This is a genomic window from Streptomyces sp. NPDC047028 (assembly GCF_040644095.1).
Lineage (GTDB): Bacteria > Actinomycetota > Actinomycetes > Streptomycetales > Streptomycetaceae > Streptomyces.
The window spans coordinates 1-25,412 of sequence record NZ_JBEYVS010000024.1 but is presented as its reverse complement, the minus strand read 5'-3'; the positions used below and the strand labels follow the sequence as shown (position 1 = coordinate 25,412).

At 72.2% G+C, this 25,412-nt stretch carries 27 protein-coding genes; 11 read left to right on the top strand and 16 right to left on the bottom strand.

Annotated elements, in window-relative coordinates; genetic code table 11:
- Positions 1-19: 19 nt before the first annotated feature.
- The 3 genes from ABZ854_RS21655 (at position 20) to ABZ854_RS21645 (ending at position 2,226) form a co-directional block, all read left to right on the top strand.
- On the top strand, positions 20-1,171 hold the full coding sequence (locus ABZ854_RS21655) for an acyl-CoA dehydrogenase family protein (protein ID WP_361213506.1): 1,152 nt from the start codon (positions 20-22) through the stop codon (positions 1,169-1,171).
- 73 nt (positions 1,172-1,244) lie between these two features.
- On the top strand, positions 1,245-1,532 hold the full coding sequence (locus tag ABZ854_RS21650; protein WP_129309969.1) for a YiaA/YiaB family inner membrane protein: 288 nt from the start codon (positions 1,245-1,247) through the stop codon (positions 1,530-1,532).
- Between the two features lie 70 nt (positions 1,533-1,602).
- Positions 1,603-2,226: a TetR/AcrR family transcriptional regulator gene (locus tag ABZ854_RS21645; RefSeq protein WP_361213277.1), complete on the top strand. Its 624-nt coding sequence runs from the start codon at positions 1,603-1,605 to the stop codon at positions 2,224-2,226.
- Positions 2,227-2,239: 13 nt separating this feature from the next.
- Here ABZ854_RS21645 and ABZ854_RS21640 read toward each other — a convergent pair whose 3' ends face one another.
- The 3 genes from ABZ854_RS21640 to ABZ854_RS21630 form a co-directional block, all read right to left on the bottom strand.
- Entirely contained in the window at positions 2,240-2,701 is a 462-nt protein-coding gene (locus ABZ854_RS21640; protein ID WP_361213274.1) for a MaoC family dehydratase, read from the bottom strand.
- 270 nt (positions 2,702-2,971) lie between these two features.
- Positions 2,972-4,039, bottom strand: coding sequence for an RNA ligase (ATP) (locus ABZ854_RS21635; protein ID WP_361213272.1), 1,068 nt, complete (start codon positions 4,037-4,039; stop codon positions 2,972-2,974).
- A gap of 165 nt (positions 4,040-4,204) precedes the next feature.
- Complete coding sequence (locus tag ABZ854_RS21630; protein WP_361213269.1) at positions 4,205-4,807, bottom strand: hypothetical protein; 603 nt, start codon at positions 4,805-4,807, stop codon at positions 4,205-4,207.
- A 285-nt stretch (positions 4,808-5,092) separates the two neighbouring features.
- Between ABZ854_RS21630 and ABZ854_RS21625 the strand changes: the two genes are divergently transcribed.
- Positions 5,093-7,879 (top strand): penicillin acylase family protein, encoded by a 2,787-nt coding sequence (locus ABZ854_RS21625; RefSeq protein WP_361213266.1) that lies wholly within the window; start codon positions 5,093-5,095, stop codon positions 7,877-7,879.
- Positions 7,880-7,900: 21 nt separating this feature from the next.
- Here ABZ854_RS21625 and ABZ854_RS21620 read toward each other — a convergent pair whose 3' ends face one another.
- Positions 7,901-9,202 carry a serine-threonine protein kinase gene (locus ABZ854_RS21620; RefSeq protein WP_361213263.1) on the bottom strand — a complete coding sequence of 434 codons (1,302 nt, stop codon included), beginning with the start codon at positions 9,200-9,202 and terminating at the stop codon, positions 7,901-7,903.
- A gap of 201 nt (positions 9,203-9,403) precedes the next feature.
- On the opposite strand from ABZ854_RS21620, the gene ABZ854_RS21615 reads away from it, so the two are divergent.
- Both ABZ854_RS21615 and ABZ854_RS21610 read left to right on the top strand, forming a co-directional pair.
- Positions 9,404-10,168: an SDR family oxidoreductase gene (locus ABZ854_RS21615; RefSeq protein ID WP_361213260.1), complete on the top strand. Its 765-nt coding sequence runs from the start codon at positions 9,404-9,406 to the stop codon at positions 10,166-10,168.
- A gap of 149 nt (positions 10,169-10,317) precedes the next feature.
- Positions 10,318-10,911, top strand: coding sequence for a TetR/AcrR family transcriptional regulator (locus ABZ854_RS21610; RefSeq protein ID WP_129309975.1), 594 nt, complete (start codon positions 10,318-10,320; stop codon positions 10,909-10,911).
- A 71-nt stretch (positions 10,912-10,982) separates the two neighbouring features.
- Here ABZ854_RS21610 and ABZ854_RS21605 read toward each other — a convergent pair whose 3' ends face one another.
- From ABZ854_RS21605 to ABZ854_RS21595, 3 genes are all read right to left on the bottom strand, one after another.
- Positions 10,983-12,197 carry an acyl-CoA dehydrogenase family protein gene (locus ABZ854_RS21605; RefSeq protein WP_361213257.1) on the bottom strand — a complete coding sequence of 405 codons (1,215 nt, stop codon included), beginning with the start codon at positions 12,195-12,197 and terminating at the stop codon, positions 10,983-10,985.
- 1 nt (position 12,198) lies between these two features.
- Entirely contained in the window at positions 12,199-13,227 is a 1,029-nt protein-coding gene (locus ABZ854_RS21600) for a phosphotransferase family protein (RefSeq protein ID WP_361213254.1), read from the bottom strand.
- A gap of 127 nt (positions 13,228-13,354) precedes the next feature.
- Positions 13,355-13,654, bottom strand: a complete 300-nt coding sequence (locus ABZ854_RS21595) for a hypothetical protein (RefSeq protein WP_361213251.1) — start codon at positions 13,652-13,654, stop codon at positions 13,355-13,357.
- 118 nt (positions 13,655-13,772) lie between these two features.
- Between ABZ854_RS21595 and ABZ854_RS21590 the strand changes: the two genes are divergently transcribed.
- Complete coding sequence (locus ABZ854_RS21590) at positions 13,773-14,711, top strand: NADP-dependent oxidoreductase (protein WP_361213248.1); 939 nt, start codon at positions 13,773-13,775, stop codon at positions 14,709-14,711.
- Between the two features lie 361 nt (positions 14,712-15,072).
- Here the strand turns inward: ABZ854_RS21590 and ABZ854_RS21585 are convergent, their stop codons facing one another.
- From ABZ854_RS21585 to ABZ854_RS21570, 4 genes are read right to left on the bottom strand one after another with little or no spacing between them, the layout of a single operon-like run.
- On the bottom strand, positions 15,073-15,402 hold the full coding sequence (locus ABZ854_RS21585) for a DUF202 domain-containing protein (protein WP_361213245.1): 330 nt from the start codon (positions 15,400-15,402) through the stop codon (positions 15,073-15,075).
- Complete coding sequence (locus ABZ854_RS21580) at positions 15,390-15,782, bottom strand: DUF202 domain-containing protein (protein ID WP_361213243.1); 393 nt, start codon at positions 15,780-15,782, stop codon at positions 15,390-15,392. The genes ABZ854_RS21585 and ABZ854_RS21580 overlap by 13 nt, the downstream gene beginning before the upstream one ends.
- Before the next feature lie 21 nt (positions 15,783-15,803).
- Positions 15,804-16,319, bottom strand: a complete 516-nt coding sequence (locus ABZ854_RS21575; protein ID WP_361213240.1) for an NUDIX domain-containing protein — start codon at positions 16,317-16,319, stop codon at positions 15,804-15,806.
- Between the two features lie 39 nt (positions 16,320-16,358).
- On the bottom strand, positions 16,359-17,282 hold the full coding sequence (locus ABZ854_RS21570) for a DMT family transporter (protein WP_361213237.1): 924 nt from the start codon (positions 17,280-17,282) through the stop codon (positions 16,359-16,361).
- Between the two features lie 371 nt (positions 17,283-17,653).
- Here ABZ854_RS21570 and ABZ854_RS21565 point away from each other — a divergent pair, with 371 nt between their 5' ends.
- The 3 genes from ABZ854_RS21565 to ABZ854_RS21555 are packed head-to-tail and all read left to right on the top strand — an operon-like array spanning position 17,654 to position 20,176.
- A complete protein-coding gene (locus ABZ854_RS21565) occupies positions 17,654-18,748 on the top strand; it encodes a hypothetical protein (RefSeq protein WP_361213234.1) in 1,095 nt (364 codons plus the stop codon).
- A gap of 53 nt (positions 18,749-18,801) precedes the next feature.
- On the top strand, positions 18,802-19,566 hold the full coding sequence (locus ABZ854_RS21560; protein WP_361213232.1) for a molybdopterin-dependent oxidoreductase: 765 nt from the start codon (positions 18,802-18,804) through the stop codon (positions 19,564-19,566).
- Positions 19,550-20,176, top strand: a complete 627-nt coding sequence (locus ABZ854_RS21555; protein WP_361213229.1) for a cytochrome b/b6 domain-containing protein — start codon at positions 19,550-19,552, stop codon at positions 20,174-20,176. Before ABZ854_RS21560 ends, ABZ854_RS21555 begins: the two co-directional genes overlap by 17 nt.
- A gap of 78 nt (positions 20,177-20,254) precedes the next feature.
- Here the strand turns inward: ABZ854_RS21555 and ABZ854_RS21550 are convergent, their stop codons facing one another.
- Genes ABZ854_RS21550 through ABZ854_RS21535 form a run of 4 tightly spaced genes read right to left on the bottom strand, consistent with a single transcriptional unit; the run spans position 20,255 to position 24,025 of the window.
- Entirely contained in the window at positions 20,255-21,283 is a 1,029-nt protein-coding gene (locus ABZ854_RS21550; RefSeq protein WP_361213226.1) for an L-idonate 5-dehydrogenase, read from the bottom strand.
- Positions 21,284-21,297: 14 nt separating this feature from the next.
- A complete protein-coding gene (locus ABZ854_RS21545) occupies positions 21,298-22,059 on the bottom strand; it encodes an SDR family oxidoreductase (RefSeq protein WP_361213223.1) in 762 nt (253 codons plus the stop codon).
- A gap of 10 nt (positions 22,060-22,069) precedes the next feature.
- Complete coding sequence (locus tag ABZ854_RS21540; protein ID WP_361213220.1) at positions 22,070-23,467, bottom strand: gluconate:H+ symporter; 1,398 nt, start codon at positions 23,465-23,467, stop codon at positions 22,070-22,072.
- A 39-nt stretch (positions 23,468-23,506) separates the two neighbouring features.
- Positions 23,507-24,025 (bottom strand): gluconokinase, encoded by a 519-nt coding sequence (locus ABZ854_RS21535; protein WP_361213217.1) that lies wholly within the window; start codon positions 24,023-24,025, stop codon positions 23,507-23,509.
- A gap of 144 nt (positions 24,026-24,169) precedes the next feature.
- Here ABZ854_RS21535 and ABZ854_RS21530 point away from each other — a divergent pair, with 144 nt between their 5' ends.
- Positions 24,170-24,871 (top strand): FadR/GntR family transcriptional regulator, encoded by a 702-nt coding sequence (locus tag ABZ854_RS21530; RefSeq protein WP_361213214.1) that lies wholly within the window; start codon positions 24,170-24,172, stop codon positions 24,869-24,871.
- A 16-nt stretch (positions 24,872-24,887) separates the two neighbouring features.
- On the opposite strand, the gene ABZ854_RS21525 is transcribed toward ABZ854_RS21530, so the two are convergent.
- Positions 24,888-25,265, bottom strand: a complete 378-nt coding sequence (locus ABZ854_RS21525; protein WP_361213212.1) for a YchJ family metal-binding protein — start codon at positions 25,263-25,265, stop codon at positions 24,888-24,890.
- Between the last annotated feature and the right edge of the window lie 147 nt (positions 25,266-25,412).

Genomic DNA, 25,412 nt, shown 5'->3' with positions numbered 1-25,412 from the left:
GGTGTGAGGTGATCGCGTGGTGAACCTGGAGCTGAGCGAGGAGCAGACCGCCGTGCAAAAGCTTGCCCGGGACTTCGTGTCACGCGAGATCGCCCCGCACGTGGTCGCCTGGGACCGCGCCGAGGAGGTCGACCGCGCCATCGTGAAGAAGCTCGGTACGGTCGGTTTCCTTGGTCTGACCATCGACGAGGAGTACGGCGGCTCCGGCGGCGACCACCTCGCGTACTGCCTGGTCACCGAGGAGCTGGGCCGTGGCGACTCCTCGGTCCGCGGAATCGTGTCCGTCTCCCTCGGCCTGGTCGCCAAGTCGATCGCCGCATGGGGGACCGAGGAGCAGAAGCGGCGGTGGCTGCCCGGCCTGACCGCCGGCGAGTACATCGGCTGCTTCGGCCTCACCGAGCCCGGCACCGGCTCCGACGCAGGCAACCTCACCACCCGGGCCGTACGCGACGGCGACGGCTACGTCGTCAACGGCACGAAGATGTTCATCACGAACGGCACCTGGGCCGACGTCGTCCTGCTCTTCGCCCGCTCCACCGACGCCCCCGGCCACAAGGGAGTCACCGCGTTCCTCGTCCCCACCGACACCCCCGGCCTGACCCGCCGCACCGTCCACGGCAAGCTCGGACTGCGCGGCCAGGCCACCGCCGAACTGGTGCTGGAGGACGTCCGAGTGCCTGCCTCGGCGAGGCTGGGGGAGGAGGGCAAGGGCTTCTCCGTCGCCATGTCGGCCCTGGCCAAGGGGCGGATGTCGGTCGCCGCCGGCTGCGTCGGCATAGCCCAGGCCGCCCTGGACGCGGCCGTGCGGTACGCGGGGGAGCGCGAGCAGTTCGGCAAGCCGATCGCCCGGCACCAGCTGGTGCAGGAGCTGATCAGCGACATCGCCGTCGACGTGGACGCCGCCCGGCTGCTCACCTGGCGGGTCGCCGACCTCGTCGACCGCGGCGAACCCTTCGCCGTCGAGTCCTCCAAGGCCAAGCTGTTCGCCTCGGAGGCCGCCGTCCGCGCCGCCAACAACGCCCTCCAGGTCTTCGGCGGCTACGGCTACATCGACGAGTACCCGGCGGGCAAACTCCTGCGCGACGCACGGGTGATGACCCTCTATGAGGGCACGAGTCAGATCCAGAAGCTGCTCATCGGCCGCGCCCTGACCGGCGTTTCGGCGTTCTGAGTACGTGCCTGAGTATCCCGGGTGAGTATCTCGGCGGATGTGGCGCGGGCCACGTCCGCCGATGATCGGTGCCATGAGTGACACACCGGTCAAACAGCAGAGCACGGCCGCCTTCTACGGCCAGGCCGTCGCGTCCTTCGCCATCGCCCTCGCGGCCACCGCCGTGGGCATCTTCCAGCTGGGCGCCAACGCCTGGGTGCGCGGCTTCCTCGGCATCGCGGTGCTCTACCTGGTCACCTCCGCCTTCACCCTCGCCAAGGTCATCCGGGACCGCCAGGAGGCCGGGCAGATCGTGAGCCGGGTCGACCAGGCCCGCCTGGAGAAGCTGCTCGCCGACCACGACCCCTTCGAGAAGCTGTAGTCCAGGCTAAGCGAGCGCTCACCTTCAACGGTATGGTGGAGGTCCTGTCACCGAGAGGGGCGAGCGAGCGATGAGTACGGCCGAGCAGACGACCGGCGGCGACGTCGAGCCGTGGGAACAGGTCACCCCGGACGCGGCCCGGCGGCTGCTCGTCGCCGCGGTGGAGGCCTTCGCCGAGCGCGGCTACCACGCCACGACGACCCGCGACATCGCCGGCCGCGCCGGTATGAGCCCGGCCGCGCTCTACATCCACTACAAGACCAAGGAAGAGCTGCTCCACCGGATCAGCCGCATCGGCCACGACAAGGCCCTTGACATCCTGCGCACGGCGGCGCGGCGCGAGGGCACCGCGACCGAGCGGCTGGCCGACGCCGTCAGCTCCTTCGTCCGCTGGCACGCCGGGCGGCGCACCACCGCACGGGTCGTGCAGTACGAACTGGACGCGCTCGGCCCCGAGGCCCGCGCGGAGATCGTCGCGCTGCGCCGGCAGGTGGACGCCGAGGTGCGCGGCATCGTCGAGGACGGTGTGGCCTCGGGCGAGTTCGACGTGCTGGACGTCCAGGGCACGACCCTCGCGGTGCTGTCCCTGTGCATCGACGTGGCCCGCTGGTTCACCGTGAACGGGCCCCGCACGCCGGACGAGGTCGGCACGCTGTATGCCGACCTCGTGCTGCGGATGGTGGGGGCGAAGTAGGTTCCGCCGGGTCTCAGATGTAGTAGCGGGAGACCGACTCCGCGACGCAGACGGGCTTGTCGCCGCCGTCGCGCTCCACGGTGAACGCCACGCTCACCTGGACGCCACCGGGGACGTCCTCCACGCCGGTGATCACCGCGGTGGCGCGGAGCCGGGAGCCGACCGGGACGGGGGCGGGGAAACGGACCTTGTTCGTGCCGTAGTTGACGCCCATCCGCACACCCTCGACGGTGATCAGCTGGGGGCCGAAGAGGGGGAGCAGGGAGAGGGTGAGGTAGCCGTGCGCGATGGTCGTCCCGAAGGGGCCCTGTGCGGCCTTCTCCGGGTCGACGTGGATCCACTGGTGGTCGCCGGTGGCTTCGGCGAACAGGTCGATCCGCTTCTGGTCGATCTCCACCCAGTCGGTGTGGCCCAGCTGCTCGCCCACGGCTGCCTTCAGCTCGTCGGGGGAGGTGAAGGTCCTCGGTGCTGCCATGTTCTTCCCGGCCCTCTCGCTTCGCTTCGGATAGTCTAAGCAACTGCTTAGCATGTTATCCGCGGTCACCGGTCCCGTCCACAACCAGCCCCGCCGAACTTCCCGCCGCCTCCGCCCCAGCCCCGTCGCGGCTGGTCGCGCAGTTCCCCGCGCCCCTGACGTGGCACGTACGTGGCTGCGGGCATGCGTGCTGCCGCTAGGGGCTGCACGGGTGGGCGTAGCGGTGCCCTGCGCCGGTAAGCACCCCCGGGCGGCGCAGGTGCCGTAGGCTCACTCGTACTCTGTGCCGCCCTTGCGGGTCAGGTACGCCGGGCTGATCGCCTTGGCGATGGCGCGGCCGCCGGTGACCGTGCTGTACCGCTCCTCGGCGGGCCGTATCACCACGCCCTCGCGAAGGTGCAGCTCACGCCCGGACACCGTCTCCCGCCCGCTCGCGAACTCCCGGACGAGGCCGATGTCGTACGGCCCGGCGTACAGACGGGGAACCACCGGCAGGCGCCCCTCCAGTACCTCCGCCGCGTCCAGCCACCGCACGGCGCCATTTACCTCGGCCGACACGTCGAACACCGCGTACCCCAGCGTGTCGCGCCGCCCGTCGGCGCCGTAGGCCAGGTCCTGCACCCCCGCGCCGTAGACCTCCGCGAAGATCCCGACCCGGCGCGCCCCCAGCCGCTCGCAGAGCCACGCCGCGGTCTCGGCCACGCCGTGCGCCCGCACCGCCCGCCAGTACAGGTTGCGCGGATCCTCCTTCAGGGCCAGGGACTTGGCCCCGAATCCCTTGGAGGAGACGTACATCCGCCCCTCCTCGGCGACGTACGTCAGCAGACAGGCCGTGCCGTGCAGCTTCTCGGTGAGGACGACCGGCTCGCCCGGCGTGAAGATGTCCGGATACCGCTGGATGTTCTCGATGTCGACCCAGGGCAGCAGTTCCGGCGCCGGCTCGACCTCTCCGCTCATCGTCGGCGGGATCGGCGGCACCCACTTGGTGATGCCCAGACGCTCGGCGAAGTCGGTCCCCTCGGCGGCCGCCCGCGCCAGATCCACGCCGGCCAGCGCCTTCGGCCGGCACACCAGCCCCTGCGACAGCTCGCCCCGCAGCCGGACCGCTTTCACCCGGTTCGCCGCGCCGCCCGCCAGTCGCCCGGTCAGTCCCAGTTCACCGATCAGCTCGTCCGGCAGCACGGACTGCTCCGGGATGTACACAGCCGCCTCGCCGGTGCGGTAGGCGCCCTTGGCGACCACCGCCCGGTACAGCCCCACCTGGGCCAGTTCGAGCGCGTCGGCGTTCGGGTGTTCGTGGACGGCCAGCACTTCGGCGGTGACATGCAGGGTCGACATGGGACAGCCTCTTCTCCCGGTCGGGACAGGGGATCGGTCGGTCCCCACTGTCCGGACCACAAAAGGCTGGAGCGACCGGTTTTGCCCCTGGTAGCGTGCCGATCCGATCCACCAGGGGTGCGGCATCCCCGGCGCACCCCCGGTCCCCCACGCCGTCCCCGCCGGTCAGGCAGACATCAGGAGGCGGCCGCGCCGGGCGTAGGTCAGGGCCTGGGTCGTGAGCACGGGGCTCGGCACGAGGATGCCGCAGTCCGCGCAGACCGGGCCGCAGGACGGTTCGTGGTCCAGGCCGTGCCGGTAGACGAGCCGCTCCCCGCCGCACACCGGGCAGCCCGAGCCCGGTTCCCGCTCCAGGGCGGCGATCAGCCGGCGCAGCACCTCCGCCAGCGGCTCACCGGGGTGCACCTTCGGGTCGTCGCACCAGGCCACCCCGAAGCCGCCCCAGGTCAGCCGGTGCCAGTCGTCCACGCTGCCCGGCCGGCGCAGCCCGTCGTGCTTCTCCTTCTTGCGGCGCTCGGCGAAGTCGGTCTCGTAGGCGAGCCACACCGCCCGTGCCTCCTCCAGCTCCTCCAGTGCGGCCACGAACCGCGCCGGGTCGGGGGACCTGTCCTCCGGGCCGAATCCGGCCCGGGAGCACAGATGGTCCCAGGTCGCCCGGTGCCCGTAAGGGGCGAACCGCTCAAGGCACTTGCGCAGCGAGTAGCGCCGCAGCGCCAGGTCGCACCGCGGATCGCGCACCTGTCTCGCCAGACTTCGGAATCCGGCCATCGCCCTGCACCTCCGTCTATACCTGCGTCCACACCTGCGTCATGCGCTCACGTCACGTCGGCGGCGCCGTACGGCTGTGGTGCTCCGGACTCCGCCGTCGCCAAGTAGACGTACGACGGAGCGCATCGGCTCCATACGATTTCCGATGCCCTGCCATAAGGCGTCACGGGTTGACCGCCTCCCACCGGCCTCGCCTCCTCAGAAAAGTGACGCATGTTCATCTTCTAACTCGGGGATACCGGCGGTAACATCCGGCCACCCCACCCCTCGTTGGGAGGAGCTGCCATGCCATGGCGCACCCCGCACCACGTGTTGTCCGACAGACTGAGAACTCCCCGCAAGCTCTCCGGGTTCCTGAAGACGGCATCCGTATGCGTACTGACAGCCGCACTTCTCTCCCCGCTCACCCGAACGGCCGCAGCGGCCGACGCCCCCGCATTCAACGACTACTGCGGCGGCCAGTGTTCGGACATCCTGCCGCCCGGTGAGAACGGCAACGCCACCCTCGCCCAGATCCTGCTCAACCAGGTCTTCGGCACCCAGCCCGCGCACGCCGAGGACCAGCTCGGGCCCTACGCGAACCTGGCCACCGGCTACTCCGGGCTCACCGACGCCAAGATCAACAACTTTTTTAACGACGCCTCCTTCGGCGTGCCTTCCGACCAGGTCGCATCGAGCGAGAGACCGGCCGGCCGCAGTGACGTGACGATCGTCCGCGACAAGAAGGCCGGTGTGCCGCACATCACAGGCACCACCCGGTACGGCACCGAGTTCGGAGCCGGTTACGCGGCCGCCGAGGACCGGCTGTGGCTGATGGACGTCTTCCGGCACGTGGGCCGTGGCCAGTTGACCTCGTTCGCCGGCGGAGCCCCCGCCAACCAGGGCCTGGAGCAGCAGTTCTACCGCAACGCCCCCTACACCGAGGCCGACCTGCAGGCGCAGATCGACAACGCCGTGGCCAAGGCCGGAGCTCGCGGCCAGCAGGCGCTCGGCGACGTCAACGCCTACCTCGCCGGCGTCAACGCCTACATCGACGCCTCCGACAGCGGCCGCTACTTCCCCGGCGAGTACGACCTGACCGGCCACAAGGGACCGATCACCAACTCGGGCACCATCGAGCACTTCAAGGTCACCGACCTGGTCGCGCTCGCCTCGGTGATCGGCTCACTCTTCGGTGCCGGCGGCGGGGGCGAGGTCAACAACGCCCTCTCGCTGCTCGCCGCCCAGGCCAAGTACGGCACCGAGGAAGGAACCAAGGTCTGGGAGGCCTTCCGCGAACGCAACGACCCCGAAGCCGTCCTGACCGTCCACGACACGAGCTTCCCCTATGGAGGCCGGCCCGCCGACGCCCAGGGCGAGGCCTTGCCCGACCCCGGCTCGGTGACCGAGGAACCGCTGGTCTACGACCGCACCGGCAGCGCCGCCACCGCCGGCGCCACCAAGGCCTCCGGCTCCGCCGCCAAGGCGACCCTCGGCTCCGCCCGGCGCGGCATGTCCAACGCCCTCGTCATCAGCGGCAAGCACACCGCGAGCGGCCACCCCATCGCCGTCTTCGGGCCGCAGACCGGCTACTTCGCGCCGCAGCTGCTGATGCTGGAGGAAATACAGGGCCCGGGCATCAGCGCCCGCGGCGCCTCCTTCGCCGGCCTGAGCATGTACGTCGAACTCGGCCGCGGCCAGGACTACTCCTGGAGCGCCACCACCTCCGGCCAGGACATCATCGACACCTACGCCGTCGAACTGTGCCAGGACGATTACCACTACCTGTACCACGGCACCTGCACCGCCATGGAGGAGATCGAGCAGAAGAATGCCTGGAAGCCGACCGCGGCCGACGGCACGCCGGCCGGGTCGTACACCATGCGGGTGTGGCGCACCAAGTACGGGCCCGTCGAGTACCGCGCGACCATCGGCGGCAAGAAGGTCGCCTACACCACGCTGCGCTCCTCGTACCTGCACGAGGCCGACTCGATCATCGGCTTCCAGATGATGAACGACCCGGGCTACGTCAAGGGGCCGGAGGGCTTCCAGAGCGCGGCCCAGCACATCAACTACACGTTCAACTGGTTCTACGCCGACTCCCAGCACACCGCGTACTACAACAGCGGTGACAACCCGGTCCGCGCGGCCGGCGTCGACGCCGAGTTCCCGGTCTGGGCGCGTCCGGCGTACGAGTGGCGCAACTGGGATCCGGCCACCAACACCTCCGACTACACCCCGCCCGCCGCCCACCCCAACTCCGTCGACCAGGACTACTACGTCTCCTGGAACAACAAGCAGGCCAAGGACTACACGACCGCGTCCTGGGGCGACGGCTCCGTGCACCGCGCCAACCTGCTCGACGACCGGGTCAAGAAGCTGGTCGCGGCCGGCGGTGTGACTCGGGCCCAACTGGTGCAGGCCATGGCCGACGCGGCCCTCGCCGACCTGCGTGCCGAGGACGTGCTGCCGGAGCTGCTCCGGGTGATCGGCTCCTCGCCGGTGACCGACCCCACGGCCGCCGACGCGGTCAAGAAGCTCCAGGCGTGGGTGAGCGCCGGTGCCAGGCGCACCGAGACCTCGGCGGGATCGAAGACGTACGCGAACGCCGACGCCATCCGCATCCTGGACGCCTGGTGGCCGCTGCTGGTCAAGGCCGAGTTCGAACCGGGCCTCGGCAGCGACCTGTACACCGCGTTCACGAACAACCTGTCCGTGGACGAGGCGCCCTCCGCCGGGCACGGCCCGACCGGCTCGCACGCCGGAAGCTCCTTCCAGTACGGCTGGTGGAGCTATGTCGACAAGGACATCCGGGCGGTGCTCGGTGAGCCGGTCCAGGGCGGCCTGGGCCAGAAGTACTGCGGCGGCGGCAGCCTCGGGGCCTGCCGCGACGCCCTGATCGGCACCCTGAAGCAGGCGGCCGGCCTGACCGCCGCCCAGGTCTACCCGGGCGACGACCAGTGCTCGGCCGGCGACCAGTGGTGCGCCGACTCGATCGTCCAGCGCACGCTGGGCGGCATCAAGCACGGCCACATCAGCTGGCAGAACCGGCCGACCTTCCAGCAGGTCGTGGAGTACACCTCGCACCGGTGACACGCCGGTGCCGGCGGCGGGTCACGCGACACGGCCCGCCGCCAGCACCAGCCGGGCGAGTTCGGGGTGCACGATGTCGCTGTGCGCCCCGCTTGGCGGCCCGCCGCGGCGGACGACCGCCGCCGCGTCGACGTTCACACAACCCGAGCGCGGCAGCGGGCCGCGCAGCGCCCCGGCCAGGTCCAGGGCGGCGGTGCCCGGCACCGCCTGCACCCCGTCGTGCCCCATGGCCCCCCACCGGGGGCCCAGCGCGTGCCCGAGCGAGAAGCCGGCGACCGACCGGTCCTCGCCCGCGCAGGCCGAGGCCAGCGGGTAGAACGTCCCGAGGGACGAGTCGAAGTGCGAGTAGCAGCACACCAGCGGCCCGTCGACGCGCTTCTGCCGGTCCTTGAGCGCACCCGACCCGTGCGGGTCCTGCGGCAGCCGGGTCGCGAACGTGTAGTGCGAGAAGGCCCCCTGGAGCAGCGTCACGGACTTCACCGTGCGCACCCCCGAGGGCAGCCCGTCGAGCGCGTACGACACCAGGCGGCCGCCGAAACTGTGTCCGACGAGGTGCACCCGCACCCCGGGCGCCGCCGTGGCCAGCCGCCCGAGCGCCGGCCCTAGCCCGCGGCTGCCCACCGTGCCCGCCCGCCGCTTCATCTCGTAGTACGTCGCCTGCCGCAGCAGTTCCTTGGCGCCGTCCCACGGGTTCGGCAGGCTGAACCCGGCGGGCGTCCCGGGCGACTCCAGCGAGGCCAGCGCCTCGGCGAGGGCCTCGCAGACGGCCACCGTGTCCCCGGAGAGCAGGCCGGGTTCGCCCTCCTCGCCGGTGTCGGTACCGGCCTGCCGGGTTCCCGCCCCGACCAGCAGCCGGACCAGCCCGCCGAACTCGGCCAGCCCCTCGGTGCCGGCCGGATGGACGTCCAGCATGCGGGCCAGCTGGTCGACCACCGTGGTCCGGGCCGGGAACGTCTCCCGGAGCGCGCGCAGGGTGTCCTTGTCCAGCGCCGGCCGCGGCGCGGCCCCGGCCTCATCGGCCACGGCGGACCGCGGGAAGTCCGGAATCGGCTCGTCGCAGAACCGCATCGACGGCCAGATCACACCGACGTATCCGATCCGGGCCTTCGGCGCGAGCCCCGGGATCGGGGCGAAGAAGCGGCGGTACAGGGAGGTGGCGCCCGAACGGTCGTTGTTCCAGCCGTGCGCGAAGACGATCAGATCGCGGACGCCGTGGCCGCGGGCCTGATCCAGCAGCCGGTCGCGTTCGGGGCCGTCCACGTCCCCGTCCGCGTCGAAGGTCAGCTCCCAGTAGGGAGTCACGCTCATCCCAGGATCCGCCATGACAGGCTCCCTCGTGCCCCGGAAACGGTGCGTTCCGGTTCGCATCGTCCCGCTGCCGGACAAGCTTGGCCATACTCCTCGCCGTTGCTGTTCGCGTGGCGCGGGCGGCCCTTTCCCAGCGACATACCGACTGGTTAGTCTGTTCGGGCCCGGCCGGCTTCGCCGGACCGGGCGCGCCGCGCACACGTGCCGAAGGAGACGATGGTGGAAGCCGTGCAGGATGCGGGAGTGGTGGTCACCGGGGCCGGTGGCGGGATCGGGGCCGCGCTGGCCCGCCGGTTCGCCGCCGAGGGCGCCCGGGTCGTGGTGAACGACCTGGACGGCGAGAAGGCCGCGGCCGTGGCCGCGGAGATCGGCGGGATCGCCGTACCCGGCGACGCCTCCGCGGTCGTCGGCGAGGCGCGCGACGCCCTCGGCGGCCGGGTGGACGTCTACTGCGCCAACGCCGGTCTCGGCTCCGGCGGCTCCGAGGCGGCCGGCGAGGCCGTCTGGGCGAGCGCCTGGGACGTCAACGTCATGGCCCACGTCCGCGCCGCCGAGCGGCTCCTGCCGGACTGGCTGGAACGCGGCAGCGGCCGGTTCGTCTCCACCGTCTCCGCCGCCGGCCTGCTCACCATGATCGGCGCGGCCCCCTACAGCGTGACCAAGCACGGCGCGTACGCCTTCGCCGAGTGGCTGTCCCTGACCTACCGCCACCGGGGCCTGAAGGTGCACGCGATCTGCCCGCAGGGCGTGCGCACCGACATGCTCGCCGCCACCGGCAGCGCCGGCGACCTGGTGCTCCAGCCGACCGCCATCGAGCCGGACGCCGTCGCCGACGCTCTGTTCCGGGGGATCGAGGAGGACCGCTTCCTGATCCTGCCGCACCCCGAGGTCGCCGACTACTACCGGGCGCGGGCCGGCGATCCCGACCGCTGGCTGACGGGCATGAACCACGTCCAGCAGAAGTGGGAGGCCACGAGCTGAACGGCTGAGCGGCTCCCGTGAGACCCTCGGGCGGAGATCCTGCCCGACGGGACCGGGACGGTCAGTGGGAAGATCCTGCCTGGGGAACCGCGTTCCCGACGGTGACGATCATCAGTGAAGAGCAGCGACACGGAAGGCAGGTGGCGGCAGTGCCCAGGACCACGGACGGAGACGGGACCCCGGTCCCGCAGCGGCTGCTGGCCGCCGCCACCCGGCTCTTCGCGGAGCAGGGCTACGACCGCACGTCCGTGCAGGAGATCGTCGAGGCGGCCGGCGTCACCAAGGGGGCGCTCTACCACTACTTCGGCTCCAAGGACGACCTCCTGCACGAGGTGTACGCGCGCGTGCTGCGCGTCCAGCAGGAACGGCTCGACGCGTACGCAGGCGCCGACGAGCCCATCGAGAAGCGGCTGCGCGGCGCCGCGGCGGACGTCGTCGTCACCACGATCGAGAATCTCGACGACGCGATGATCTTCTTCCGCTCCATGCACCACCTGAGCCCCGAGAAGAACAAGCAGGTGCGCGCCGAACGCCGCCGCTACCACGAGCGCTTCCGCGCGCTCATCGAGGAGGGCCAGCGCGAAGGCGTGTTCTCCACCGCCACCCCGGCCGACCTGGTCGTCGACTACCACTTCGGTTCGGTCCACCACCTGTCGACCTGGTACCGCCCCGACGGGCCGCTCACGCCCCAGGAGGTGGCCGACCACCTCGCCGACCTCCTGCTGCGCGCCCTGCGGCCGTAGCGCACGGCCGTAGGACACCGCGACGCGTAAGGGGCGGCCACCCTGGGTGGCCGCCCCTTACGCGCGCTTGCCTACAGGTACCTCTTCAGCTCCCGGCGGGCCAGTGAGCGCTGGTGCACCTCGTCCGGGCCGTCCGCGAGCATCAGGGTGCGCGCCCCCGCGTACAGCTCGGCCAGCGGGAAGTCCTGGCTGACCCCGCCCGCGCCGTGCAGCTGGATCGCCCGGTCCAGGATGTCGACCACCGCGCGCGGAGTGGCGATCTTGATGGCCTGGATCTCGGTGTGCGCGCCCCGGTTGCCGACGGTGTCCATCAGCCAGGCCGTCTTCAGCACCAGCAGACGCAGCTGCTCCACCGTTACGCGCGCGTCGGCGATCCAGTTCTGCACCACGCCCTGCTGGGCCAGCGCCTTGCCGAACGCCGTACGGGACACCGCCCGCCGGCACATCAGCTCGATCGCCCGCTCGGCCATGCCGATCAGCCGCATGCAGTGGTGGATCCGGCCCGGGCCGAGCCGCGCCTGGGCGATGGCGAAGCCGCCGCCCTCCTCACCGACCAGGTTCGACACGGGCACGCGCGCGTGGTCGAAGACCACCTCGGCGTGACCGCCGTGGTAGTGGTCCTCGTAGCCGAACACCCGCATCGCCCGCTTCACCGTGACACCGGGTGTGTCCCGCGGGACCAGCACCATCGACTGCTGGCGGCGGATGTCGGGACCGTCCGGGTCCGTCTTGCCCATCACGATGAAGATCTTGCAGTTCGGGTCCATCGCCCCGGAGATGTACCACTTGCGGCCCGTGATGACGTACTCGTCGCCGTCCCGCTCGATGAGCGTGGTGATGTTGGTGGCGTCCGAGGAGGCCACCTCCGGCTCCGTCATCGCGAACGCGGAGCGGATCTCGCCCGCCAGCAGAGGCTCCAGCCACTGCTTCTTCTGCCGATCACTGCCGAACTGCGCCAGCACCTCCATGTTCCCGGTGTCGGGCGCGGCGCAGTTCGTCGCCGTCGGCGCGAGCTGCGGGGACCGGCCGGTGATCTCGGCGAGGGGCGCGTACTGCAGGTTCGTCAGCCCGGCGCCGTACTCGGCGTCCGGCAGGAACAAGTTCCACAGGCCCTGCCGGCGCGCCTCGGCCTTCAGCTCCTCCACCACGGCCGGGGTGTCCCACGGCGAGGCCAGCGCGGCCCGCTGCTCCTCGGCGACCGCCTCGGCGGGGTGGACGTACTCCTCCATGAAGGCGAGCAGCCTGGCGCGCAGTTCCTCGGTGCGCGCGTCGAACGCGAAGTCCATGTCAGCTCTCGCCTTCCTGAAGCGTGGTCAGTCCGTGGTCGATGAAGACGGGCACGAGGTCGCCGATGCGGTCGAAGCCGCGGCCCACCGTCTGGCCCAGCGTGTACCGGTAGTGGATGCCCTCCAGGATCACGGCGAGCTTGAACCACGCGAACGCCGTGTACCAGGAGACGGCCGAGACGTCGCGGCCCGAGCGCGCCGCGTACCGCTCGATCAGCTCGGCCGGGTCGGGATGCCCGGGAGCCTCGGCGGTGGTGGAGACGGGGGAGTCCGGCATGCCGAGCGACCGGCTGTACATCACCAGCAGCCCGAGGTCGGTCAGCGGGTCGCCGAGCGTGGACATCTCCCAGTCCAGGATCGCCCTGATCTCGTCGTCCCGGCCGATCAGGACGTTGTCCAGCCGGTAGTCGCCGTGCACGACCGCCGGGGCGGGGGAGACGGGCAGGCCGCGTCCGAGGGACGCGTGCAGCTCGTCGATGCCCGGCAGGTCTCGGTTGCGGGAGGCGTCCAGCTGCTTGCCCCAGCGGCGCAGCTGCCGGTCCAGGAAGCCCTCCGGCCGCCCGAAGTCCGCGAGGCCCACCTCGGCGGGGTCGACGGCGTGCAGGTCGACCAGCGTGTCCACCAGCGACAGCACCGCGCCGCGGGTGCGCTCCGGGCCGAGCGGGGCGAGCTGGTCGGCGGTGCGGTAAGGGGTGCCCTCGACGAACTCCATGACGTAGAACGGTGCCCCCAGCACCTCCTCGTCCTCGCACAGCAGCACCGGGCGCGGCACCGGCACCTTCGTCGGGTGCAGTGCGCTGATCACCCGGTGCTCGCGCCGCATGTCGTGCGCGGTGGCCAGGACGTGCCCGAGCGGAGGCCGTCGTACGACCCACTTGGTGGTGCCGTCGGAGACCTGGTAGGTGAGGTTCGACCGCCCGCCCTCGATCAGCCGGCCGGTCAGCGTGCCGGTGACCAGACCGGGCCGCTCCCGGTCCAGCAGACCGCGCAGCCGGTCGAGATCGAGTCCGGGCGGGTGATCGGCGCTCATACGGCACTCCTACGAACGGGTGAACCTGACCCGACTTATGATGCCGACCGGTCGGTATGTCGTCCAGTAGGTGTGAGGAACGTGACCGGAGCCACCCTAGTCCGGCCCCGGGAAACCGGCGCTGCGCTCAGTGCTCGTCCCAGTGGTCCCCGTGCTCGGCGTGCCGGTGCCCGTCGTGCAGATAGTCCACATGGTCGCCGTGCTGCACGCGCGCGTGCCCGCACTCGTCGTGGTGCTCGTGCGGATGGGCCTCGTGCGCGGTGTGCCCGGACGGCTCGCACTCGTCCCAGTGGCCCTGGTGCTCCCGGTGCAGATGACCGTCGTGCACGTAGTCGAGGTGGTCGCCGTGGTGCACGGCCGTGTGCCCGCAGTCCGGTCCGTGCGTGTGCGTGCCGTGCGAGGCGTGTTCCTGGTGAAGGGTGGTCATGGTGGTCACCTTCGGGGGTACGTGAGGATCCGTTGACGACGGACAGGCTGCCACGCGAAACGCGCATACCGGGGCATCCCGGTTGCGTGGCGCACGAGTACCCCGGAGGGTCGTGGGCATGAAGGCCATCACCTACAGCCGGTACGGCGGACCCGACGTGCTGGAGTACACGGACGTCCGCGACCCGAAGGTCGGCCCCGACGCCGTACTGCTCGAGGTCCGCGCGGCCGCCGTCAACCCGGTCGACTGGAAGTGCCGCGAGGGCCATATGGACGGCATGCTGGACGCCGTGTTCCCGGTGATCCCCGGCTGGGACGTCAGCGGCGTGGTCGTCCGGCCCGGCGTCTCGGTCACCGAGTTCTCCGCCGGCGACGAGGTGATCGGCTACGTCCGCGAGGACTTCCTCTCCCGGGGGACCTTCGCCGAATACGTCGCCGCGCCCGTGCGCACGCTGGCCCGCAAGCCGCGCAACCTTTCCCACGAGGAGGCCGCGGGGCTCCCCCTGGTCGGACTCACCGCCTACCAGGTGCTGGTCAAGGCGCTGGAGGTCAGACGCGGCGAGACCGTGCTGGTGCACGCGGCGGCCGGCGGGGTCGGCTCGCTCGCCGTCCAGATCGCCGCGCACCTCGGCGCCCGAGTGATCGGCACGGCGAGCGAACGAAACCACGACTTCGTCCGCGGCTGCGGGGGCGAACCGGTGACGTACGGGGAGGGGCTGGCCGAACGGGTGCGGGGACTCGCCCCCGAGGGGGTGGACGCGGCGTTCGACACCATCGGCGGCGACACGCTCAGGGCGTCGGCCGATCTGCTCACGCAGGGGGGCCGCCTCGCCTCCATCGCCGACCCGGAGGTCGTGAACTACGGCGGCCGGTACTGCTTCGTCCGCCCCGACGCGGATGACCTGGCGGTACTGACCGAACTGGCCGAGCGGGGCGCGGTGTCGGTCCACGTCCAGGAGACATTCCCGCTCGCGCGAGCGTCGGAGGCCCACCGCCTGAACGAGGAGGGCCGCACCCGCGGCAAGATCGTGGTGACGGTGTCCCCGTCCGGGCGCTGAGTGCCGCCCGCGGACCGGCGGCGGCTGCTCGCGCGGTTCCCCGCGCCCCCTACGGGCGCCACCGGTCCGTGCCCCGCTGCGGCGCCGTCGTGGCTGCTCGCGCGGTTCCCCGCGCCCCTTGCGAGGCGATTCCGCTGGACTTTGTGCGACAGGGTGCACCTGCGGGCTGGGCAATCCCCGTGCAGTCGAGCGCGCCCCAAAGGGGCGCGGGGAACTGCGCGACAAGCCACGACGGCGCCGCACTGGTCAACGCACCGTCGGCGCCCGTAGGGGCCGCGGGGCTGTGTCCATATGCGGCTCTGCCGCGTGGGCGCGACCCGCCCCCACCGGCCCGCAGGTGAACGCACTTGCCGGGCGCGCCCTACAGCACCAGCACCGCCGCACACACCGCCAGTGCCACCGGGCACAGCACCGCCGCCCCGGCGTACCGCGCACGCAGTGTGGGGGGCCGGGCGCCGGACGCCAGTCCGCTGATTCGCCGGTGCGCCACCCACACGAAGCACAGCCACACCGCACAGCACACCGCGCACACGGCGACACCAGTGGCCGAAGCCCCACCATGGAGCGCCGTCTTGACGGCGAGCACCGCGGCGACCGCCGCGGACAGTGTCGTACGGCGCCACGCCAGCCGCGTCCGCTCCGGCTGCAGCCCGGGATCCCGGTCGGGCGCCGGGCTCCTCACCCCGCCCATCCGACCAGCACCACCACGACCATCGCCACCGCCACCACCGCGATGACCAGGCTCAGCAGGACCGGGAAGCGGGACGCCGGCAGGTCCTCGCCGCGCCGCATGGCCCGCTCGCACCGCACCCAGTGGTTCAGCGCGCGCAGCGAGCACAGCACACCCGCGCCCAGCAGCGCGAGCGCCAGCCCGACACGCCAGCCCCAGCGCAGGTCCGGCAGGAACTGGTCGACCGCGAACCCCCCGCCGATCAGTGCGAGCGCCGTCCGCAGCCAGGCCAGGAAGGTGCGCTCGTTGGCCAGGGAGAACCGGTAGTCGGGCGTGCCGCCCTCCTCACGGATGTGCTCCGGCGCGAACCAGAGCCGGACGTTGCGCACGAACTCGATCACGCGCACGACCTTACCCGGGCGTCACCGAGCGGCCCGGTACGCCTTCAGCCGCTCGTAGGCGGCCATGCCGTCCGGCACCCATTCCCACACGCCGAGCCGGCGCTCCACCTCCTCGTCGGGAAGGAAGTCGTGCCACTGGACCTCCTCCGCCTGGGGGTGCACCGGCAGTTCGCAGCGGACCTCGTACACCGCCGACCACCAGCTCTTCCCGGTCCCGTCGTCGTAGAGGAACTTGAAGAGGAACTCCGGCCGGGGCAGGCCGCTCACACCCAGCTCCTCCTCCGCCTCCCGCAGCGCCGCCTCGTCGTAGGACTCACCCGCGCCGACGACCCCGCCGACGAACATGTCGTACAGCGAGGGGAACACCAGCTTGACCGGCGTACGGCGGTGCACGAAGAGCCGGCCGGAGGCGTCCCGGGCCTGGATGAACACGCACCGGTGGCGCAGCCCCCGGGCGTAGACCTCGCCGCGCGGGTACTGCCCGACGACCCGGTCGTGCTCGTCGACGACGTCGAGGATCTCGTCAGCAGGATTCATGCCCTCATCCAAGCAGGGCCCGCGCCCGCGGCTCGGAGGTCAGGGCCCCTGGAAGATCTGGGCCGGCTCGGCGGTGCCGCCCGCCTTCGCGGCCTTCGCCTTCACCGTCGCGCCGCACGGCAGCGCCGGGTGCAGCCCCAGCAGCACGATGCCCAGGACGATCCCGGCCAGCCCCGCGGCCTCCCAGGCCAGGGCCCCGGTGTCGGTGTGCAGCCGGTCGCCGAGGAAGCCCACGCCGCACAGGATGCCGGCGAGCGGCTCGGCGGCCGTCAGCGCGGGCAGCGACATCCGCAGCGGGGCGGTCTCGAAGGCGCTCTGCACCAGTATCAGCCCGACCACGGCGCACGCCACCAGCGCGTACGGTTGCCAGCCGGTGAACAGACCGGCGAAGCCGCCCCGCGCGAACAACGTGCCGCTGACCCGGGTCATCGCGTCCTGCACGCCGAACAGCAGACCGGCGGCCACCGACAGCAGCACCGGACCCCAGCTGAGCCGGGACCGCTTGCCGTACGTCGTGAGCACCAGCGCCGTGCCGACGACCGCGCCCACGATCAGCCAGTGCCGCAGCGGGCCCGCCTCGGCGCCCCCGCCGCGCGGCTGCCCGGCCACGATGAAGGCGCTCACCCCGCCCGCGAGCAGCGCCAGCCCCGCCCAGCCCTGCCGGCCGAGCGACTGTTTCGTCTGGTGGCGGGACAGGGCGAGGGCGAACAGCAGATTGGTCGCGAGCAGCGGCTCGACCAGCGAGATCTCGCCCTGCCCGAGCGCCAGCGCGCCCAGCACCATGCCGCCCACCATCAGGCCGAGGCCGCCCAGCCAGCGCGGCACCCGCACCAGGTCGAGCAGCAGTCGGAAAGAGAGGAAGTCACCGAGCGGCGCCTTCTCGGCGGCATTCTGCTGGAGGACGAATCCGAAACCCAGGCAGCAGGCGGCACTCACGGCGAGAAGGAGAACCAGAACGGACACGCGCGTACCTCGATCATCCGGCCGGACCACGGGTGCGTCGTGGCCGACTGTAGCGCTCCCGGAACGGCATTGCCCCAGGAGTACCCGTAACCGGGCGGTTCACTCGGTCACGATGTCCGATCGACCGGGTCGGTGCGAGGCGGTGGCGGGACCGTGCGGCCATGCTGCGCCGCCGCCTCGCCCGGCGCTATGGCGTACGCCACACAAATCGGACCAATTCCCCCGGTGTGCCTCGCTCGTCCGGCCCCAAGTTCCGCTCCCGCAAAGGCATTTGAAGCTGGAATCAACCCGTTCCGCTTGACGCACACCGCGGGCGGCGGGTTTGCTGTCCGTGATCGGATGATGGCAGCCCGAGAAACAGGAAGTCCGCGGTGCCTCCACTCCCGCCTCTGCTCGGCCCCAGCAGGGCCCCCACGGACCGGCGTGCCGACACCGTCTCCCCGGCCGACGGCACCGCCCCGGACGGCCCGTGCGCCGTCGACGACGCCCTCGACGACACCCAGCTCCGGGGCGCCCGGGCCGCGCTGGCCCAGGGCCGCCGGCAGGCCGCCCGCTCCCTGCTGCTGCACACCGGTGACGACTGGGACCGCCGTGCCCACCGGCTCACCGTCCTCGCCCGCGAGCCGTACGCCGCCTCCTGGGCCCGCGACTGGCAGCTCGCCGAACCGGACTCCGCCGACGCCGCCGCGCTGCTCGCCCTGGCCCTCGTCCAGCGCGCCCTGCGCGGCCGCGGGGAGCCCGGCACCGCCATGGAGGCCTGCCACGCCGCGGCCGCCCTCGCCCCCGCCGACCCCACGCCCTGGCTCGGCCTGCTGCTCCTCGCGCGCACCCTCGGACCCGAGCGCGAGGTACTGCGGCTCTTCGCCGAGGTCCACGGCCGCCACCCGGAGCACCACCATGCCCACCACCTGCTGATCGCCCGCATAGCCGAGCGGCCGGGATCCGGGCCCGAGTCCCACGAGGTGTACGACCTCGCCGAGCTGGCCGCCGCCGAGGCCCCGGCCGACTCCCCGCTGGCCGTCCTGCCCGTGGTCGCGTACGCCGAGCGCTACCGGGTGCTGGCGGCCACCGGCCTGCTCCCCGCCGATCCGTCGGCCGTCGGCCCGGCCCCTGTCGGCCCGGAGGCGGCCGGCCCGGCCCCCGCCGTTCCGCCCGCCGCCGGTCACTGGTCGGGGCCCCGGGCCCGCCGGGTGCTGAACGCCGCCTTCGCCTGGTGGCTGGAGTGGGAGCACGACGACCACCCGCGCCGCCACATCGACCTCAACCACCTCGCCTTCGCCATGCACCGCGCCGGCCGCTCGGCCGAAGCGGCGGTCCTCTTCCAGCGCATCGGCCGGCACGCCACCGCCGTCCCCTGGTCCTACCCGCACCGCGACCCCTGGACGGCCTTCCGCACCGCCCGCGCCCACGTCCTCGGCGGGCGGCCGGCCCCGGCCCCGGCGCGGCAAGTCATTACGGAATCCTGACCGCCGCCCCCATGCCCTGGCCCCCTGAGGGCCACAAGTGCTCGAATGAATACGTGAACCCTGAACGAACCGAGGCGTCCGAGCCGTCCGACGCGCACGGCAGGCCGTCCGACGCGCACGGCAGGCCCATCGGCCGCCGCGTCTTCCTCGGCACCCTCGGACTGGGCGCCCTCGGGGTCGCCGCCGCGCCCGCCCTGCAACGCGGCCTGGAGGGCTTCCTGGCCAGCGTCTCCGGCAAGGACCCCACGGGCCTGACCGGGCTGCTGCCCAACGGCGGCGGCTTCCGCTACTACTCCGTCGCCGCGTCCGTCCCGAACAAGGGTCCGAACGACTACCGGCTCACCGTCGACGGACTCGTCGACCACCCGCGCACCTACACCCTCGCGGACCTGCGCGGCCTGCCCCAGACCCGGCTCGTCAAGGACGTCCAGTGCGTCACCGGCTGGCGGGTCCCGGGCACCCCCTTCGAGGGCGTACGGCTCTCCGACCTGCTGGACGCGTCCGGCGTCCGGTCCGCCGGCAAGGCGATCCGCTTCACCTGCTTCGACGGCACCTACAGCGAGAGCCTCACCCTCGACCAGGCCCGCCGCCCCGACGTCCTCGTCGCCCTGCGCATGCAGGACAAAAACATCGGCCACGACCACGGCGGCCCCGTCCGCCTCTACGTCGCCCCCATGTACTTCTACAAAAGCGCCAAATGGCTCTCCGGCATCACCGTCACCGACCACGTCCGGCCCGGCTACTGGGAGCACCTCGGCTACGACGTCGACGCCTGGGTCGGCCACTCGAACGGACGCAGCGATGACCCTACGAGCTGACACACCGGCCCCGCCGAGCGCCCGCGTCCAGCGCTTCAGCCGGGCCGAGCGGTGGGTGCACCGGACGACGGCCGCGCTCATGGGCGTCTGCGTGATCACCGCGGCCTGCCTCTACATCCCGCAGCTCGCCGTCCTCGTCGGCCGCCGGGAACTGGTCGTCCGCATCCACGAGTGCGCCGGTGTCGCCCTGCCGGTGCCGGTGCTGCTCGGCCTCGCCTCCCGCGCCTTCCGCGCCGACCTGCGCTTCCTCAACCGGTTCGGCCCGCACGACCGCCTGTGGCTGCGGGCCGCCCTGCTCCGCGACCGGCGGCACAGTTCCCGCCCGGCGGGCAAGTTCAACGCCGGCCAGAAGATCTACGCCGCCTGGATCGCCGGCGCCACCCTCGTCATGCTCGGCACGGGCCTGATGATGTGGTTCACCCACCTCACGCCCCTGATGTGGCGCACCTCCGCCACCTTCGTGCACGACTGGCTGGCCCTCACGATCGGCGTGGTCCTGGCCGGCCACATCGGCATGGCCCTCGGCGATCCCGAAGCCCGCCGAGGCCTCCGAACGGGCACGGTCAGCAGGGAATGGGCCCGCCGGGAACACACCCTGTGGCGCCCCTGACCGTCCTGCCGGCCTCCCCTGCACCCGCCGCGACGGCGCTCAGCCGAAACGGCGCATCCCGGAGGCGCCGCACCTACCTCACCCGTCCCCGAACTCCAGCAACACCTTGCAGGAACGCCCCCGGTCAGCGGCCAGAGTGAACGCGGCGTCAGCCTCCCGCACCGGAACCACCGCGCTGATCAGGCCGTCGAACTCGCCCCGCGCCGCCAGCAGCGCCGTCGCCTCCTCGAACTCGGTGTCGAAGCGGAACGCCCCGCGCAGCTCGATCTCCCGGCTCACCACCAGGTTCCCGGGGAAGGGCGACCGCCCGGGCGGCAGCATCCCGAGCTGCACGACCACACCTCCGCGCCGCACGAGCCGTAGACACGTGTCCAGCCCGGCCGCGGTCCCGGACGCCTCGACGGCCACGTCGACCTCCGCCGGCCGTCCCGCGTCCGCCGGATCGCCGGCCCGGACGAGCGTGTCCGCCCCGGCGACCGCCGCGTGGCCGAGCGCCTCGGGCAGCAGGTCCGTCACCGTGACCCGGCCCGCGCCCGCCGCCCGCGCCGCCGCGACGACCAGGCAGCCGATCGGCCCGGTCCCGGTCACCAGCACGTGCCTCCCGGCCACGTCCCCGGCGCGCCGCACCGCGTGCAGGGCCACCGACAGGGGCTCGGCCAGCGCGGCCCGCCGCAGCCCGAGCCCCTCGGGCAGCGGCCTCACCTGCCCCGCCGGCACGACCACCTGCCCGGCGAAGCCGCCCTGGACGTGCGGGAAGCGGGCCGCGCTGCCGAGGTAGCGGGTGTCCCGGCACACGTTCGCCCGCCCGTCGGCGCACTCCGGGCAGCGCCCACACGGGGAGGCCGGGTGCACGGCGACGGCCGTACCCGGCGGCGGACCGGTGGCGTCACCGCCGTAGGAGACCACCGTGCCCACCACCTCGTGGCCCAGGACCATCGGCTCGCGCAGCCGGAAGTCGCCGACGCCGCCGTGCCGCCAGTAGTGCAGGTCCGACCCGCACACACCGCCGTACCGCACGGCCACCAGCGCCTGTCCGCGCCCGGGCAGGGGAGCCGGCAGCTCCTCCACCCGCAGATCGCCCGCCCCGTGGACGACACAGCCCAGCACGCCCGCCGCCCCCTTCACAGCACGCTCGTCATGCCGCCGTCGACGTACAGCACCTGGCCGCCGACGAAGTCCGCCGCCGGGGAGGCGAGGAACAGCAGCCCGCCCACCAGGTCCGCCGTACGGCCCCAGCGGCCCGCCGGGGTCCGCCGCCGCACCCAGGTGCTGAACTCCTCGTCCGCGACCAGCGGGGCGGTCAGCTCGGTCTCGATGTAGCCGGGCCCCAGCCCGTTGACCTGCACGCCGTACGGCCCCCAGTCCGCGCACATGCCCTTGGTGAGCATCTTCAGCGCGCCCTTGGTCGCCGCGTACGGCGCGATGCCCGGCCGCACCACCTCGCTCTGTAGCGAGCAGACGTTGACGATCTTGCCGTGGCCGCGTTCCGTCATCCCGCGCGCTGCCTCGCGGCCGACGAGGAACGCGCCGGTGAGATTGGTGTCCAGGATGCGGTGCCAGTCGCCGTCCGTGAACTCCAGCAGCGGCGCCCGCAGTTGCATGCCCGCGTTGTTGACGAGGATGTCGAGCGGACCCACCCGCTCCTCGACACCGGCGATCCCGGCGGCCACCGAGGCGCCGTCGGTCACGTCGAACACCGCCGTGCGGACGTCACCGGGGAGGTCCCCGGCGGCCTTCGCCAGCCGTTCGGGATCGCGCCCGTTGAGCACCACCGTGCAGCCGGCCTCGGCCAGGCCCCGGGCCAGGGCAAGCCCGATACCGCGGCTGGAGCCGGTCACCAGGGCCGTCCGGCCGCCGATGTCGAAGAGCGGGTGAGCCGTCATGGTCGTACCCCTAGATGATCAGCGAGAGGAGCAGGACGAGACCGCCGGCCACCACCGAGATGATCGTCTCCATGACCGACCAGGTCTTGATTGTCTGCCCGACGCTCAGCCCGAAGTACTCCTTCACCAGCCAGAACCCGGCGTCGTTGACATGGCTGAAGAACAGCGAGCCGGCGCCGATCGCGAGGACCAGCAGGGCCGCGTGCGTGGTCGACATGTCCGCGGCGAGCGGCGCGAGCAGGCCGGCGGCCGAGACCGTCGCCACCGTCGCCGAACCGGTCGCCAGCCGGATCACCACCGCGACCAGCCAGGCCAGCAGCAGCGCCGGGATCGACCAGTCCTTGGAGATGTCGAGGATCATCTGGCCGACACCGCAGTCGATCAGGGTCTGCTTGAAGCCGCCGCCCGCGCCCACGATCAGCAGGATCCCGGCGATCGGCATCAAGCCCTTCTCGACGGTCTCCTGGATCCGGCCCTTGCTGAACCCGGCGGGCCGGCCCAGCGTGAAGATGCCGACGATCACGGCCGCGAGCAGCGCGATCAGCGGGGAGCCGACCACGTCGAAGACGCGCTGGGTCATGTTCGCGGGGTCGTCGACGACGATGTCCACCAGCGCCTTGGCCAGCATCAGCACGACCGGCAGCAGCACGGTCGCCAGCGTGGCGCCGAAGCCGGGACGGCGCTTCAGCTCCTCCGAGGGCCGCTGCGGGACCATCCGGTCGGGCGCGGGCACGTCCACCCAGCGGGCCGCGACCTTCGAGAACAGCGGTCCGGCGATGATCACCGTGGGTATCGCGATCACGAGGCCCAGCGCCAGCGTCACGCCCAGGTTCGCCTTGACCGCGTCGATCGCGACGAGCGGGCCGGGGTGCGGCGGGATCAGGCCGTGCATCACGGACAGACCGGCCAGCGCCGGCACGCCGATGCGCATCAGCGAGTAGTTGCCGCGCTTGGCGACCATGAGCACGACCGGGATCAGCAGCACGATGCCGACCTCGAAGAACAGCGGCAGACCGACCACGGAGGCGATCAGCACCATCGCCCACGGCATCGCCCGGCCACCGGCCTTCGCGAGGATCGTGTCGACGATCTGGTCGGCGCCGCCGGAGTCGGCGAGGAGCTTGCCCAGGATCGCCCCGAGCGCGATCAGGACGCCCACGCCGGCGACGGTGCCGCCGAGCCCGGTGGTGAAGCTGGTGATGGCCTTGTCCAGCGGCGCGCCGGCGACCGCGCCGAGCACCAGCGAACCGATGGTCAGGGACAGGAAGGCGTGCAGCTTGTACTTGGTGATGAGCACGACGATGACGGCGATGCCCACCAGCGCGGCGATGCCGAGCTGGGCGTGGCCGGCGGAGGTGATCGGCGGAGGCGCGTCCGCTGCCAGCATCTCGACGCTGAGTCTGGTCACGGGGGATTCCTTGCGGGTACGGGGACAGGGATCGGGGTGCTACTCGGTGATGTCGGGAAGCGCGTCGAGCGCCCTGACGGCCCGCTCGGTGATCTCCTCGGGGCCGCCGTCGACGTCCACGGCCACGCCCGCCTCGTCCGCCTGGAGGGGCTGGAGCGTGGCGAACTGGGAGTCCAGCAGCGCGGTCGGCATGAAGTGACCGCGCCGCAGCGACATCCGGTCCTCGATGAGGTTCCGGTCGCCCGTCAGGTGGACGAACACCACGCCGGGAGCGGCGGCGCGGAGCCGGTCGCGGTACGCCCGCTTCAGCGCCGAACTGCTGACCACCCCGCCGAGTCCCGCCCGCCCGTGCGCCCAGGCGCCGATGGCGTCCAGCCACGGCCACCGGTCGGCGTCGTCGAGCGGGACGCCGGCCGACATCTTGTCGATGTTGGCCTGCGGGTGGAAGTCGTCGCCCTCGGCGTACGGGACGCCCAGCCGGGCGGCGAGCAGGGGACCGATCGTGGTCTTGCCCGTTCCGGCGACGCCCATCACGACGACGACGTGGGGGGTACGCATCACTGCCTCGCTGTCTTCCTCGACATCCGACGCCGACATCTGGCGTCGGGGCACACTGAAACCCATTAGGTACGACTAATTCAAGAGCCTGTAGTGAATAAGTCTGACTTTATTGCTCCGTGATCCACGCCGTACGCTGAGTGCATGACCACACCGGGCCGGGGGCTGCACGGCCACGTTCTCGACTCCCTCGGCCCCGCGATCACCGCGGGCGAGTATCCGCCGGGCAGCGTGCTGCGCACCGACGAACTCGCCCAGCGCTTCGAGGTCTCACGCTCCGTGATGCGCGAGGCGGTCCGCGTCCTCGAATCCATGCACCTCGTCGAGTCCCGGCGCCGGGTGGGCGTGACCGTCCGCCCCAAGTGCGAGTGGAACGTCTACGATCCGCAGGTCATCCGCTGGCGCCTGGCCGGCGCCGACCGCCCGCACCAGCTCCGCTCGCTCACCGTGCTCCGCTCGGCCGTCGAACCCGTCGCCGCCGGCCTCGCCGCCCGGCACGCCACCTCCGAGCAGTGCGCCGAACTCACCGAGTGCGCGCTCGGCATGGTGGCCAACTCGCGCGGCCACCGGCTCCAGGAGTACCTGGTCCACGACATGGCCTTCCACCGGGTGGTCCTCATCGCCTCCGGCAACGAGATGTTCGCCCGCCTCGGTGACGTGGTCGCCGAGGTGCTGGCCGGCCGTACCCACCACGAGGTCATGTTCGAGGACCCCGACCCGGCCGCCGTCACCCTGCACGTCCAGGTCGCCGAGGCGGTCCGGGCCGGCGACGCCACCCGCGCCGAGGAGCTGACCCGCCAGATCACCGTCGGCGCCCTCCACGAACTGGACATCCTGGCGCCTTGACCCCTGGGCGGGGCGGCTACGCGTTGTCGAGGAACTCGCCGTCGACGTACACCCACGCCCCGGCCACCCGCTCGAACCGGCTCCGCTCGTGCAGCGAACCGCCCCGGTAGGACGCCCGGAACGTCACGGTCCCGGCGCTGTGGAAGGCGGACCCGCCGGTGCTGTCCAGCACCTCCAGCCCCGTCCACCGCATCCGCGGGTCCAGCTCCAGCCGCTCCGGCCGGGTCCGCGGATGCCAGGTGCGCAGCAGATAACCCACGTCGCCCCTCACGAACGCGCAGTACCGCGACCGCATCAGCGCCTCGGCGCTCGGCGCGGCCGCGCCCGCGTGGAAACGGCCGCAGCAGGCGTCGTACGGCTCGGGCCGTCCGCAGGGGCAGGTGCGCGTGGTCATGGCACCCATTGTGGGGGAGGGGGCGCGAGGAACGGTGCGGGGGAGGAACGCACGAGGGCCCCCGCTTCCGCGAGGGCCCTCACTGGTGTCCGAGGGGGGACTTGAACCCCCACGCCCGATAAAGGGCACTAGCACCTCAAGCTAGCG